Here is a 14,771-nt window from a genome sequence, read left to right on the forward strand (position 1 = left end):
ACGTGGTTTACAGAGAAGCAGCGAACGTAAGGTGAACGGAACCCCCACCGCAGCCGCATGTTCCCCTCACCCCAACCCTCTCCCCAAAGGGGAGAGGGAGCCGACCGTGCCAGTATTTTTTGTGGGGGATCCCTTCTCAGAAGCCGCCTCGCAAAAAATCAAAGCAACAATGAAACTCAATAAGAATAAGAGACTTACAGCGACGCCCGTGTCCGGCTGAAAATCGCCGAAGCGTTGACCGCAGGCCGGGGCGAGGCGCAGGGATGCGCCGAGAGGGGGCGACCTACAGGGATCCAGGATCGCCCCCGACCCGATAGCCGGAGGGAATAAGCTGAGGGCCACCGCGAAGCGGCGATTTTCCTGGCCGGGAGCCGGGGTTGCCAGGGGGGAGGCGGCGAGCCCCCCTGGCACGTTCACCGGTGACGTGGTTTACAGAGAAGCAGCGAACGTAAGGTGAACGGAACCCCCACCGCAGCCGCATGTTCCCCTCACCCCAACCCTCTCCCCAAAGGGGAGAGGGAGCCGACCGTGCCAGTATTTTTTGTGGGGATCCCTCAACCCAAAGGGGAGAGGGGATCAACCCCGCCCGGCGGCACTACGCTTGCACGGGCCTACACCATCCCCCCATCACCCTACCGCCATCTCCCTGAGATGCTTCTTCAGCTTATGATACTCATCAATCACATACTGTTCCGCAGCCTGCTGGTCAGCAATCGGCTCCACGCGCACGGCGCAATACTTATACTCCGGCGTTTTGGTAATCGGGCTCAGGTTCTCCGTCACCAGCTCATTACAGGCCCCAATCCACCACTGGTAGGTCATATAGACCGCACCCTTGTTCGGACGATCGCTCACCTGCGCACGCGTAATGACTTTGCCTTTACGCGACGTCACCCACACCAGCGCTTCGTCCTCAATGCCCAGACGCGCCGCATCCGCGGTGTTGATCTGCGCATAACCCGGCTCATCGGCCAGCGCCGCCAGCGCCGCACAGTTCCCGGTCATCGAACGGCACGAGTAATGGCCCACTTCACGTACGGTCGAGAGCACCAGCGGATACTCCTCCGTCAGCTTGTCGATCGGCGCAACCCAGTCGCAGGTGTAGAGCTGCCCCAGCCCGTTCGGGGTGGAGAACTCCTTCTCAAACAGGTAATCCGTCCCCTGATCGGCTTCGGACTCGTCCCGGCACGGCCACTGGATATAGCCCAGCTCGCCCATCTTCTCGTAGGTGGCACCATAGAAATCCGGGCACAGATGACGCAGCTCGTCCCAGATCTGCTGCGTGTTGTCATAGTGCATCGGGTAGCCCATCCGCGTGGCAATTTCGCTGATGATCTGCCAGTCGGTTTTCAGATCCCACTTCGGCTCCACCGCCTTAAAGAAGCGCTGGAAACCGCGGTCGGCGGCGGTGTAAACCCCTTCGTGCTCACCCCAGGAGGTGGACGGCAGGATCACATCGGCAGCGGCGGCGGTCTTGGTCATAAAGATATCCTGCACAATGACCAGCTCCAGCCCCTCAAACGCCTTACGCACCGCAGAGAGTTCGGCATCCGTCTGGAGCGGATCTTCCCCCATGATGTAAGCCGCGCGCACTTCCCCGTGGCCCACCCGGTGAGGCAGCTCGCTGATGCGATACCCGGTATGGGCCGGCAGTGAATCCACGCCCCAGGCTTTGGCAAACTTGGCCCGGTTTTCCGGGTCATTGATGTACTGATAGCCCGGATAGGTGTCCGGCAGCGCCCCCATATCACAGGCACCCTGCACGTTGTTCTGCCCGCGCACCGGGTTTACCCCCGCGTACGGCTTGCCGAGGTTGCCGGTGAGCAGCGCCAGGCTGGTGAGGGAGCGCACGGTTTCAACGCCCTGGTAGAACTGGGTCACGCCCATACCCCAGAGGATCGCCGCGTTTTCTGCCGCCGCGTACATCCGCGCCGCCTGGCGGATCTCCGCCGCGCTCACGCCGGTGATCTCCTCGACCGATTCCGGCGTATAGCCCTCGACGATCTTGCGATACTCTTCGAAGCCCTCGGTACGTGCCGCCACAAACGCGCGGTCGTACAGCTGTTCTTCGATAATCACGTGCCCCATCGCGTTAAGCAGCGCGATGTTGGAGCCGTTTTTCAGGGCCAGATGCATATCGGCAATGCGCGCGGTTTCAATTTTGCGCGGATCGCAGACGATAATCTTCGCCCCGTTGCGTTTGGCCTTGATCACGCGGTTCGCCACGATAGGGTGGGAATCCGCCGGGTTGTAGCCAAAAATAAAGACCATGTCCGCTTTTTCAATGCCGACAATGGAGTTGCTCATAGCGCCGTTACCGACCGACTGGTGCAGACCTGCAACCGATGGGCCGTGTCAGACGCGCGCGCAGCAGTCGACGTTATTGGTGCCGACTGCCGCGCGGGCAAATTTTTGCATGATGTAGTTGGTTTCATTCCCGGTACCGCGGGATGACCCGGTGGTCATGATCGCGTCCGGGCCATGTGCGGCTTTAATCGCGTTGAGTTTAGTGGCGACGTAATCCAGCGCTTCGTCCCAGGAGACGGCCTCCAGCTTGCCGCCGCGCTCGCGACGGATCATCGGTGACTTCAGGCGCGGGGTGAGGATTTTGGTGTCGTTGATAAAATCCCAGCCGTAATACCCCTTCAGGCAGAGATCGCCCTGGTTGGTTTTACCCTGGGCTGCTTCAGCCTTGACGACTTTGCCGTTATTGACCACCAGGTTGATTTTGCAACCCGATGCGCAATAGGGGCAAACCGTGACGACTTTCTTCATCGGTGTTACTCCGTTGGTAATATGTCCCCAGCGGTATGCATTAACTATGCCAGCCTGAAAATTAAAATTAAGCTATTGAAAAACAGATGGATAAATGGCGGGAAGGCGTCCGTTCGTCAAAAGTGTCATGACGAACGGACAGGGATGACGTTAGCGTACCACCAGGGCATCGTAGCCTTTAAAGCGGTAGTTAATCAGCGAGATAATCCAGCAGGCGACAAACAGCCCGACCACGATAAACCCGGCGTTGCCCAGGTTGTCGTTCAGCGCCGCAACGCCATTCCACAAGCCGCCCTCAAGGCCCAGCTTATCCGCCAGCAGGCCCAGCGCCTCCAGCCCGCCGATAAACAGCGCCACCACCACCGAGGTGCCGGTAATGGTCATGTTGTAGTAAAGCTTGCGCTGCGGCTTGTTAAAGGCCCAGCCGTACGCGCCCACCATAATCAGGTTGTCGAGAGTGTCGATCAGCGCCATGCCGCTGGTGAACAGCAGCGGGAATACCATGATCGCCCACACCGACATGCCGCTGGAGGCACCCGCCGCGGAGATCCCCAGCACCCCGATCTCGGTCGCGGTATCAAACCCGAGGCCAAACAGGAAGCCAACCAGATACATGTGCCAGCTGCGGGTCACCAGGCGAAACGCCGAGCGGAACAGCCAGTTCATCACCCCGCCGTGGGCAAACGACACCTCTTCCGGCACGCTTTCGCCGCGCTTCATTTTGTTAAAGCTGCCCCAGACGTCGCGCAAAATAACCAGGTTCACCAGCGCCATCGCCAGCAGGAAGAAGGCAGAGACCGCCGTGCCGATGGTACCGCCGGTTTCGTGGAACCATTCCATATTGCGGCTGAACGCCGTGGCGGTGGCGGCGATGGCAATGGAAGCCAGCACCACAATCGTCGAGTGCCCCAGCGAGAACCAGGCCCCCACGCCGCTGGGGCGTTTACCCTGCTGCATCATCTTACGGGTGACGTTATCAATGGCGGCAATGTGGTCGGCATCCACCGCGTGACGCAGGCCGTAGCACCAGGCCAGCAGGCTGGCCGCCAGCAGCGACGGCGTGGCGTGAAAGAGGTAAAACGCCACCCCCCAGGCAAGGATATTGGTGGCGATTAACGCCAGCATCAGCGCAATAGCTTTAGGATGGTTATTGAAATATTTCATGTACATAGTCAGATCCAGATTTAAAGAAAAGTCGCGGCGGCAATCACTGCCTGCCCAAATGCCACCGCCCCGTCACCGGCGGGAAGCCGCCCGGGAAACAGCACGGTAAAATCGCTCAGCCAGCACTGCAGGCGTTCCCGCAGCAGGCGGTTGTGCATCACCCCGCCGCTGCACACAACGGTTGAAATTTCCAGCCGCCGGGCCTGCTCGCCCACAAGCGTCGCCAGCCCTCTGGCCAGCGCGTCGTGAAAGGCCCACGCCCGCGCGTTGTCCGGCGCCTGCCAGCCCAGCCACTGCCGCCAGAAGGTGGCCATATCCAGCTCGCCGTCACGCACCGGCATCGTGACCGGATGGCTCTGCGGCACGGCGCTCAGGGCCAGCGCCTCCAGCCGACAGGCGGCCTCCCCTTCGTAGCTAATCTGTTCCGGGGCGCAGTTGAGCGCCGCGGCTATGGCATCGAACAGCCGCCCGGCGGACGACGCCAGCGGGGCATTGATCCCGCGTTCGATGGCCCGGGCCAGGGGTTGCCAGGGTTTATTCTCGAGCAGTGCGGCCTGCGGCAGCGTCGGCCATTCCGGGACAAACTTCTGCCACTGGGCCAGCAGGTTGCGCCAGGGCTGGCGCGCCGCCAGATCGCCGCCGGGCAGCGCCACCGCCGGCAGTCCCCCCAGCTTTTCGCAGGTGCGGTAGTTCACCCGCAGGCACTCCCCGCCCCACAGCGCGCCGTTTTCCCCCTGGCCAATGCCGTCCAGCACCAGGGCTACCACATCCCCCGCGTCCCGCGGCCAGCGGTGTTCCGCCATGCAGGCCGCGGCGTGCGCGTGGTGATGCAGCACCTGATGCTGCGGGTACGGCATCTGCTGGCCGAGCTGCGTGGAGCGATAGCCGGGATGGGCGTCGGTCACCACCCGCCCGGGGGTAAACTGCCAGATGGCCTGAATGGCCGTCAGGGCCTGCTGCCACTGCGTCTGCGCATCCTCATCATGCAGATCCCCCAGATGCTGGCTCAGCACCGCCTGGTCGCCGCGCACCAGGCAGAAGGTATTTTTGCGATCCGCACCGAGGCAGAGCAGCGAAGGCACATTCTCAAAACCGGGCGGCAGCGGCAGCGCGTCCGGCACAAAACCTCTGGCGCGGCGCAGCATTTCGCCGCTGGCGCGCATTACGGAGTCGTCCATCCGCTGGACGATATCGCGGTTATGCAGCAGCCAGCCGTCGGCGATCCCGTCGAGATCGCGCAGGGCCTGCTCGTTGGTGAGCGCAGGCGGGCAGCCGTTGAGGTTGCCGGAGGTCATCACCAGCGGGCGATCCAGATCCTGCATCAGCAGATGCTGGAGCGGGTTGGCGGCCAGCATCACCCCCACCTCGTTAAGCCCGGGGGCGATGGCCTCGCAGAACAGTGTGTGTTTTGCCACCAGCACCACCGGCGCGGCCGGGGAGCGCAGCAGCGCCTGCACCCCGTCAGGCAGCCACGCCGCCAGACGCGCGGGGATCATCACCGCCAGCGGTTTGGTCGGGCGGCGCTTACGTTCCCGCAGCCGGTTTACCGCCGCGGCGTTTTGCGCATCGCAGGCCAGGTGAAAGCCACCCAGCCCTTTTATCGCCACGATCCCGCCCTGTTTCAGCAGCGCCACGGCAGCAGCCAGGGCGGCTTCCCGCTCCTCGTGCTCCTCGCCGCATACCCAGCTTACCTGCGGCCCGCATTCCGGGCAGGCCACCGGCTGGGCGTGAAAGCGCCGGTCCGCCGGGTTGCGGTACTCCGCCCCGCAGGCCGGACAGAGCGTAAACCCCGCCATGGTGGTGGCCGGGCGGTCGTAGGGCATCGCCCGGATAATGGTGAAGCGCGGCCCGCAGTGGGTGCAGTTGATAAAGGGGTAGCGATAGCGGCGCTCGCGCGGGTCGTTCATCTCCGCCAGACACGCCGGACAGGTGGCGGCATCCGGCACCACCTGAGTGGTCATCTGGCTGTGGGCGCTGGCACGAATGGTAAACTCCACCGGGGGCTGCGCCCACTGCCAGGGCTGCTGCTGGATGTCGTCGATACGCGCCAGCGGCGGGCAGCCGACGGCAAGCTGGCGGATAAACGCCTGCGCCTCACCGACGAGGCGCACCTCCACCCCTGCCCCGTCGTTGCAGACGTCGCCCTGAAGCCCCAGCCGCTGCGCCACCTGCCAGACCCAGGGGCGGAACCCCACCCCCTGAACTTTGCCGCGAATGCGCACCTGCGTGCCCTTTGTACTCATTTAACTCTCCACCGCCTCTCGCAGGCGGGTTTTCATGTCGCGATAGGTGGTCTGGGCGTAGCGTTCCGCCCAGGGCTGATCGGCGATGGCGTCGATTTTGACGGCGCAGTATTTGGTTTCCGGCGTTTTTGAGACCGGGTCGAGGTTGTCCTGGGTCAGCTCGTTACAGGCACCGATCCACCACTGATAAGTCATATACACCGCCCCCTGATTGATGCGCTCGTTGACGTCCGCCCGGCTGATCACCTTCCCGCGACGGGAGCTGACCCACACCAGCTGGCGATCCTGAACGCCCAGTTTTGCGGCATCCTGCGGGTTCATCTGCACGAAGCCCGGCTCGTCCGCCAGCGCCTGGAGCGCGGCGCAGTTGCCGGTCATGGAGCGACAGGAGTAGTGCCCCACCTCGCGCACGGTGCAGAGCACCAGCGGGTACTCTGCGTCAGGCACCTCCGCAGGCTGGCGCCACGGGGCGGCAAACAGCTGACCTTTGCCGTTTGGCGTATCGAAGCGGTTATTTTCGTAAAGCCACGGCGTGCCCGGATGGTCGAGGGTCGGGCATGGCCACTGAACGTGCCCCAGCTCGCCCATTTTTTCCCAGGTGACGCCGTAGAACAGCGGGCAGAGCGCGCGCATCTCGTCCCAGATCTGCTGGTTGTCACGATAGTGCATCGGGTAGCCCATCTCTGTGGCGATCAGGCTGACGATCTCCCAGTCGCGCTTGACGTTGCCTTTTGGCTCAACGGCTTTTTCAAAGCGCTGGAAGCCGCGGTCGGCGCAGGTAAAGACCCCGCCGTGTTCGCCCCAGGAGGTGGCGGGCAGCAGCACGTCCGCCGCCTCGGCGGTTTTGGTCATGAAGATGTCCTGCACCACCACAAAGTCGAGGGCCGCAAAGCCTTTGCGCACCAGGCCCAGGTCCGCCTCGGTCTGGAGCGGATCTTCCCCCATGATGTAATAGGCTTTCACCTTCCCTTCCAGGGCGAGGTGCGGCACTTCGGTGATGCGCACCCCCACCTGGTCATCCATCCGCGCAGGATCGACGCCCCACGCCCGGGCGAATTTCTCCCGCACCTGCGGATCGGTCACATCCTGATAGCCGGGGAACTGGTTGGGAATGACGCCCATGTCGCAGGCACCCTGGACGTTGTTCTGGCCGCGCACCGGGCCGACGCCGCAGTGTTCGCGCCCGAGGTTGCCGGTGAGCAGCGCCAGCGTCGAGAGCCCTTTCACCACGTCCACCGCCTGCCCGAACTGGGTGACGCCCATCCCCCACATCACGGTGGCGGACGGCGCGGCGGCGTAAATGCGCATCGCCTGGCGGATCTGCGTCGCGGTAACACCGGTTATGCTCTCGACGTTTTCCGGGGCGTAGTCGCGCACCGTTTCACGCAGCCTTTCCAGCCCGTCGGTGTAGCGCGCCACGTAGTCGCTGTTGTAGAGGTTCTCCTCCAGTAGCGTATAAATGAAGGCGTTCACCAGCGCCATATTGCAGCCGTTGTTGATCTGCAGATGGCGGTCGGCGATGCGTGCGGTCTCGATTTTGCGCGGATCGCAGACGATCACCTTCGCGCCGTGCTGTTTCGCCTTGATCACCCGCCGGGCGACAATGGGGTGCGAGTCGGCACAGTTGTAGCCGAAGATCAGCAGGCACTTTGAGTGCTCGATATCGCTGATGGAGTTGCTCATCGCCCCGTTGCCGAGCGTCTCCTGCAACCCGGCCACGCTCGGGCCGTGACACACCCGGGCGCAGCAGTCGACGTTGTTGGTGTTGAGCACCCCGCGGGCAAACTTCTGCATCACGTAGTTGGTTTCGTTCCCCGTTCCGCGCGACGAGCCGGTGGTCATGATGGCCCGCGAACCGTACCTGGCTTTGATCTCTCCCAGCCGCTTCGCGGTGTAGCGAATGGCCTCCTCCCAGGAGACCGGCACAAATTTGCCGCCCTTCTGGTAGCGGATCATCGGCTGCGTGAGGCGCGGGGTCAGGATGCGGGTGTCGTTGAGAAAGTCCCAGCCGTAATAGCCCTTCAGGCACAGCTGGTTCTGGTTGGTGACGCCCTCTGCCGCTTCGGCGCGGACGATTTTGTTGTTCTCAACGACGAGTTTTAACTTGCAGCCCGCACCGCAGTAAGGGCAAACGCTGGTGATTTTTTTCATCAGTAACAGACCTGCTAAAAGTGAAAAGAGAAAATGGTTACAGCATCATGGAAGAAACGTTGTCCAGAGCCGCCCGACGGCGTTTCTCCTGGCTCAGCTGCTCAAGTTTTTGTCTGTCGATGCAGACAATGGCGTTGGTCGGGCACGCCTGAACGCAGGCCGGGCCGTCCGGCTGGTGATAGCAGAGATCGCACTTGTTGGCTTCGGCCTTCTCCGACATCACGTTCAGCCCCGCGCCAATGCTGCGCACAACCGGACGCAGCACCACTTCCATCGCGCCGTAAGGACAGGCGACCACGCAGGTTTTGCAACCGATGCAGCGCTCCTGGTGGACGTGCACAAAATCGTTATCGCGGGTGATCGCCCCGTTCGGGCAGACGGTGGCACAGGGGGCATCTTCACACTGGCGGCACATGGTGGCGGTGGAGACGTTCACGCCTTTGATGACGTGAATGCGCGGCAGGAAGTTCTGCGGGGTCAGCGAGGCGCAGTCCTGGGTGTCGTGGTGGGAAACGACGCAGGCCACCTCACAGGTACGACAGCCGATGCATTTGCTGGCATCGGCAATGATAAAGCGATTCATCCTTAATCTCCGGGAATGATTGTAATCTTGCCGGAGGTATGCATAAATCGAGCCAAAAATTATCTGCTTGAATTAAAAGGATTTTAGTGTGAGGTGTTGATGTCATCGTCAGAAGTGACGATGACAGTTTGGCGTTTCGCTTAGAATGATGAACTCGCTCATGCACAGCATCGATCATTCCATGAGTCACGGTAGATAATATTCCCATCGGTATATTTCCAGGTGATCGCCTCGTAACGTAACTCCAGCGTTTCAAGATGAGTGCTACTCATTCCATTCGGAGCCAGATAGGGTGCAACAGTTGTAAATTTCACATTCTCCAGAATGATATTAAAATATTCAGCCTCAATACCTGAATCAATGATTCGGTACATCTTAATTGTGGCTTTCTTCATCGTTCTTCCTTCACATACTGCACGATAAAGAAGCGGCGTGGTCCGATCGAACTCTTTTACTATAGTGACGGGGCGATGGACACGCGTCCCGGTAAGCTTTCCCAGATTCGGATCCACCGGAATGGTGACACCGTGGGAGAACGACTTAAGCTCAATTGAGCCTAACCGTAGCGGCATAATGCAGCCACCTACAACTGGAGAGCCATTTTCATCTTCAAGCCATAAATGGGCGGGTGTCGACATATAACGTCCTTATTATTTCAAAAATTTAAATTGAGCTTTACCACTTAATGAAAATTAGAACAACTAAAAAAAACACAGGTATAGGCCATAAAGGACCGTTTGGAAAAAAATGTATCAGCACCAATGCGAACAAAATTGTTAAAATGGACGGACCATAGTAAGAGAGTAAAGACTTAAATATCCGCCTGAATATTCTATATATTATATTAATCATGGTTAACTAATCATCTTAGTGATGATATCAGCTATATCGCTATCCGATGTTGAATGAGAGAATGCTCCGGCTCGTTCAAATAATGGTTCTACCAGGAAATACATCATTTCAAGCTCCCGTGAGTACAACGCTGCGTAATAGGCTGGATAGATATATTTCAGACGTTGCGCACTGTCGGCCGCTTTCTGCACGACGCCATACATACCCACAACGGCAACAACCCCTCCGGCTTTACCGCCAACCGACGCACTCATTTCAAGACTTAAGTTCATACCAATAGCGACACAGTAAGCGACCGCTAGCGCGAATCCTGCGCTGGTGAGAGCATTTGCGGCAATATGAACGTTAACCGCCATTAACTTACGCTTGATATTCTCTAACTGCTCAGACGTTTTGTACTGAAATATATCATTGAAATAAATACGAAGCATTTCACAGGCAATATCATTGTTCTGAAAGACCTGTACAACGCCATTTGCAAAACGATCATCTTCATTCTTTTGGTTTCTACAAACATCCTGATAATCATCAGTAAAACAGGATGTGTAATAAAGGGCACGTTTAGCACCTGCGCCTATAGTCTCAACCTGCGTGGAAACCGCTTCTCTAACGCCTGTTAATGCACGATCGAGCTTTAACGCGAGAATATTATTTGCTTGTAAATAGCTAATAACGTCATTGTTATAGTTCATAGCCGCCCTGGCAATTTAGCTTAAGTCACAAAGGCGATTATAAGAGGTGATGGTTGATGAGTAAATAAGCAAATTACATTTAGTAAGTAATATGCTTATAAGAGAACATCTAAATGCTCTGGATAATTGTTATAAAATTTATAGGTGCGGTCATCGACATAAGTAAAGATGATAGTTTTATATTTCCGCTGCGGGCGTTGAAAAGGAGGAATATCATTTTCATGATAAACCGTAGTATTAGCATCCCAGGCCGGGCAAGCGAAGCGCCCCGGCAGGGCCTTTCTGGAAGGCGCCTCGCAAACCTCAAAGTAACCCTATGGAATACAAGGTTAAGGCTTTTAATCCTGAAATTTGGCTCGTAAAGTGACTGCGTTGCGGCACATCCGCAATCGGGCGTAGGAACCCGTATTCTACAGAGCGATATTTATATGTCGCGACAGTGCATATCCCGTAAAATCACGGTGGCACTGGCGGAGCAGTCGCGAGACTGGCCGTTTTCTCTGTAGGCGGCATTCCTACCTCCGTCAGTGCTACCTCCTTCGAGCGTAGGAACTCTTAGGGTGGTTAATTCAATTAATACAGAGAGGATGTCATGATGACTACTATCCCAACCCTGACTTACCCGCAATCTGACGAACAGGTTATTCCCCCTTCCCTGACTACGCCGCTTTCTGCTGCTGCGGATCTCTTTGAGACCGCCGATCGTTGCGCCGCTCTGGTGAGCGTATTGATCGAAACTGACGACAGATCATCTCGCACTGCGCTCTGCGAACGTCTACTGCACGCCCTGCGCCAGTTGCGTGAACTTTGCGATGCGGATCTCCCGCCACACCTTCTCGCGCACTTGATTCAGGGGGAAACACTTACCTCCTGTATGCCCGACTGCTGGCAGGATACCGCTCCCCAGGTGGATTATGCGCTGGCATTGGTGCAGGCCATTTTGGGCGGAACGTTGCCCGCCAGCGTAGAGAAGGAACTGGCGGGACTGCTGCATGATCTGGTCTGGCTGCTGAATGAGTTTGTGAAGGAGCCGTATATCAGCGTGCATTGAGTGCAGGTGAAATTGCGGTGAAGGCTGACTGTGAAAGGGGGGCTGTGGCGAGCCCCTGAATGCGTTTGAGGATGGGGCTGGCGTTAGATCTCTGGTGGTGGAATTTTATCAACCAACAACATCGATTGTTGTGTATAAGGAACAATCAACGTCTGTTAAGAGCGAGGAGCGGAAGTTGATTTATTCATCAACACATCGAATAGTTAGTTCAGAGCATGTCCTGTTCAATCAGTCACTTAAAGATTGCTTCATCAGATCGCTTGGTTGTGTTGGTTTTGCTATAAACTTCCCTTGGGAGGAAGTAGTATAGGCCGAAATGAACTGTCTTTTTTAATAGGATGATACTTATGAAACTTATAAAGCAAGTGGAGATTGCATATTTCCGTTCTATTTATAAAGATGATTTAAATAATTGTTCTGGGACTAATGTCATTTTTGGAAGAAACGACGCTGGGAAAAGCAACGTTTTGCGAGCTCTAAATTTATTTTTTAGAAATGAAACAAATCCAAATCAAGCCTTTCGTTTTGAACGTGATTTCTCACATGCTCGCCGCTCAGAAGCAACACCGGAAAATGATATAAGAAAGTTTGTTTATGTGAAGATTTGGTTCACAACCCCAATAAACTGGAGGGCATCGTTAGGAGACTCATTTTGGGTTAAGAAACAATGGAGCATTACTAATCAAGAGGAGCCAAAATTTTACTCCTCAATAACTCAACCTAATCTACAGCAATACTTAACTAGGTTTCTTAATAAAATACAATTTCATTACATTCCTGCAATAAAAGACAGGAAGATATTTGAAGGTCTTCAAGCGGAAATTTACAAAGTTATTTCTGAGCACGCTGAATTTTCAGGCTCATTAATTAATTTCACCGAAGCCCTAAGGAATAGAACTCAAGAATTAACTCAAGGGCTTTTAACATCACTTAAAATTAATAGTTCTGTTTCTACACCTAGAGATCTTACTGACTTATTTAAGTCCTTGGATTTTGAAGTTACTTCAGAAGAAGGTGATTCATACAGTTTGACTTTGCAACGCGGCGATGGTATTCAGGTTAGACATATCCCTCAGATTCTTTCATTTCTCTCAGACAATAGTTCAAAGGAATACCATATATGGGGTTTTGAAGAACCTGAAAATTCCTTAGAGCTGGCAAATGCTATTGAAGAAGCTAAAACATTTCTAGAGCTAGGAAGAGCTAATAACAAACAAATATTCTTAACTAGCCACAGCCCCGCTTTTTTTTCACTTAGAGATGATGGGGTTAGCAAATATTTTGTTTCTAAAACGCATGAACATATGGGGCGTTTGAACTCTGTTGTAAAAGAATTATCCAAAGATTCAACACAACTTCCAAGTGAGTTAATGGGTGAGACTCCGCATCTTCCAGTGATTAGCAGTTACCTAGAGCAGGCTCATGAAGAGATAGAAAAATCAAAAGAGTTGAGAGTTTCATTAGAACAAAAATCATTACAACATAACGCATCAATCGTTTTTGTTGAAGGTGCCACAGATGCAGCTGTATTTGCAAAAGCTTGGGAGCTGTTTGTCGGAGGTGAGATGCCTTTCACTTTCGAATCTGGCGGAGGCACAACTAAAATGGAGGCTCTTGCAAGTAATGGTAAAATTATCCAAACATTAGCGCCTGGTCGAGCTGTTTTTGCATTAGTTGATAATGATAAAGAAGGTCGTGAGCTTTATAAAAATAAAAAATTAGGTGATGGCGGAGTTTGGATTCAAGACAATTCAAATAAAGTTTATTGGTGTCGATTGCCATTTATTAGTGAACTGCAACAATTGATGGCCAATTGTAGAGTGGAAAAATCTTTTTGGCCGGGATGTTTGGAGAATATTTTCAAGGCAGATGTTAAGCATAGAGCATCAGCAGCAGGTTTTTTGACAGTTACAAAAACACCACATAGTGAATTTTTCCCCGATAATTTTGGGAAGATTGTCGATTATATAAATGAAAGAGATGATCATTTACATTACCATATTCTCACCCTAGTTCCTGAAAGCAAAGATACATTTGCTGAATGGATAGTACAACAAGCAGATCGGGAACCAGAATTGTTAGAACCTCTGCGCCAGACAATAATAGGGCTTCGAGACAAATTAAACTCTATTGCAGAAGTTGTGGATCAACCTGAAGAAGTGATTCCAGCAGAAGAGCCAGCAAACATCATTCCTTAATTTATTAATGTAGAGACAACTATATTCCTAGGCTAAGGTCCGCTGTTGGCACAAAGCGGACATCCCAGAATTAATTACCCACCTACCCCCGCATATCAAACCCAATCTTCTGAAAATCCCGATATACCTCCGGATTTGTAAACGCCGGGAACGTCGCTTTTTGGGCTGCCACTTTCACCGCCCCACAATACTCTTTGTCGCCATCACTTGTAGATACCTTTAACGCCCTACCATCTTGGGCAAATTCCATATGCAGCCTGCATTTCTTTCCCTTCCCGCGTTCTGGCTCAGCGATTTCATCCTCTATCGCCGCTTTAATCCCTCGCGCCTGAGCGCCCCACTCATCCTGATCGTCCCAGCGGCCAGAACTGCAACTCCCTATTGCCGAGGTTTTGTGGCATCCCGAAGGCTGTAACGGCGTACACCCTGCCGCCAGGCTGACCACCACTGCAATTAAGAACATCTTCCCTGGCATTTCGCGTACTCCCATGTCGTAAACGCTTCCTCTCATGCGCCCCCTTAACATTACTGGCGCGTTATTTTCGGCATTACGCATTACCAGACTGCGGACCGGTGCCGCCGATTGTACTGTTCATATTTCGAACAGCCAGCAGAACTGAACGGTATTAACTCAATATCCAGACCCTGCTGGCGTAACTTAATCAAATAACCATTTACCCGCTTCGGCAGATTCAGCGAACATACGTACAGTAAGTGATAAGCGGGTTGCCTCAACGTCTTTCTGTTTAACGTTACCAAACCATCGTTTAAGCCGAGGAATATTCTGCCAGGGGAAATAGTAACGCCATTTCACATTTGACAGATCCACGTTGAATATCTGCTCATACTTAATCAAAACGTAATGTAGATCATCTCCTGGCACGTCAAATAAATCAGAATCCAGTACAAGCATTACCTCTTTGCCGTTATTGTCGAGTTCCTTCGAGATCTCTTTGTTGAATAATTCAAGTACCTCATTAGCGATCGTCATATTTTTGCGTCAAAAAGATGTGAACTGAATACGGTCTTTAGTGCGGATTACACAGAGCACCATTTGATGCC

At 54.8% G+C, this 14,771-nt stretch carries 12 protein-coding genes; 3 read left to right on the forward strand and 9 right to left on the reverse strand.

Going from position 1 to position 14,771, the window contains the following annotated elements; translation table 11 throughout:
• Positions 1–220, forward strand: a 220-nt coding sequence (locus MXM41_RS15825) for a hypothetical protein (protein ID WP_325932994.1), incomplete at its 5' end; no start/stop codon positions are given.
• A gap of 407 nt (positions 221–627) precedes the next feature.
• Here the strand turns inward: MXM41_RS15825 and fdhF (MXM41_RS15830) are convergent.
• From fdhF (MXM41_RS15830) to MXM41_RS15860, 7 genes are all read right to left on the reverse strand, one after another.
• Positions 628–2,775, reverse strand: coding sequence for a formate dehydrogenase subunit alpha (gene fdhF, locus MXM41_RS15830; RefSeq protein WP_325932996.1), 2,148 nt, complete (start codon positions 2,773–2,775; stop codon positions 628–630).
• Positions 2,776–2,925: 150 nt separating this feature from the next.
• Positions 2,926–3,939 (reverse strand): HoxN/HupN/NixA family nickel/cobalt transporter, encoded by a 1,014-nt coding sequence (locus MXM41_RS15835; RefSeq protein WP_418936797.1) that lies wholly within the window; start codon positions 3,937–3,939, stop codon positions 2,926–2,928.
• A gap of 20 nt (positions 3,940–3,959) precedes the next feature.
• The gene (gene hypF / locus MXM41_RS15840; protein ID WP_325932998.1) at positions 3,960–6,182 is read right to left on the reverse strand and encodes a carbamoyltransferase HypF; all 2,223 of its coding nucleotides are present in this window, start codon (positions 6,180–6,182) and stop codon (positions 3,960–3,962) included.
• Complete coding sequence (fdhF, locus tag MXM41_RS15845; RefSeq protein WP_325932999.1) at positions 6,183–8,333, reverse strand: formate dehydrogenase subunit alpha; 2,151 nt, start codon at positions 8,331–8,333, stop codon at positions 6,183–6,185.
• 37 nt (positions 8,334–8,370) lie between these two features.
• A complete protein-coding gene (gene hydN, locus MXM41_RS15850; protein WP_325933000.1) occupies positions 8,371–8,916 on the reverse strand; it encodes an electron transport protein HydN in 546 nt (181 codons plus the stop codon).
• Between the two features lie 158 nt (positions 8,917–9,074).
• Positions 9,075–9,554 (reverse strand): Hcp family type VI secretion system effector, encoded by a 480-nt coding sequence (locus MXM41_RS15855; RefSeq protein ID WP_325933001.1) that lies wholly within the window; start codon positions 9,552–9,554, stop codon positions 9,075–9,077.
• A gap of 216 nt (positions 9,555–9,770) precedes the next feature.
• A complete protein-coding gene (locus MXM41_RS15860; protein ID WP_325933002.1) occupies positions 9,771–10,460 on the reverse strand; it encodes a hypothetical protein in 690 nt (229 codons plus the stop codon).
• 595 nt (positions 10,461–11,055) lie between these two features.
• On the opposite strand from MXM41_RS15860, the gene MXM41_RS15865 reads away from it, so the two are divergent.
• Complete coding sequence (locus tag MXM41_RS15865; RefSeq protein WP_325933301.1) at positions 11,056–11,511, forward strand: hypothetical protein; 456 nt, start codon at positions 11,056–11,058, stop codon at positions 11,509–11,511.
• A gap of 347 nt (positions 11,512–11,858) precedes the next feature.
• Entirely contained in the window at positions 11,859–13,709 is a 1,851-nt protein-coding gene (locus tag MXM41_RS15870) for an ATP-dependent nuclease (protein ID WP_325933004.1), read from the forward strand.
• Between the two features lie 82 nt (positions 13,710–13,791).
• On the opposite strand, the gene MXM41_RS15875 is transcribed toward MXM41_RS15870, so the two are convergent.
• Both MXM41_RS15875 and MXM41_RS15880 read right to left on the reverse strand, forming a co-directional pair.
• A complete protein-coding gene (locus MXM41_RS15875; protein ID WP_325933302.1) occupies positions 13,792–14,199 on the reverse strand; it encodes a cell envelope integrity TolA C-terminal domain-containing protein in 408 nt (135 codons plus the stop codon).
• 168 nt (positions 14,200–14,367) lie between these two features.
• Positions 14,368–14,700, reverse strand: a complete 333-nt coding sequence (locus MXM41_RS15880) for a DUF1493 family protein (RefSeq protein WP_325933005.1) — start codon at positions 14,698–14,700, stop codon at positions 14,368–14,370.
• Positions 14,701–14,771: the final 71 nt, after the last annotated feature.

Origin of the sequence: Leclercia adecarboxylata (assembly GCF_035787115.1) — a bacterium.
GTDB classification, from domain to species: Bacteria; Pseudomonadota; Gammaproteobacteria; order Enterobacterales; family Enterobacteriaceae; genus Enterobacter; species Enterobacter adecarboxylatus_E.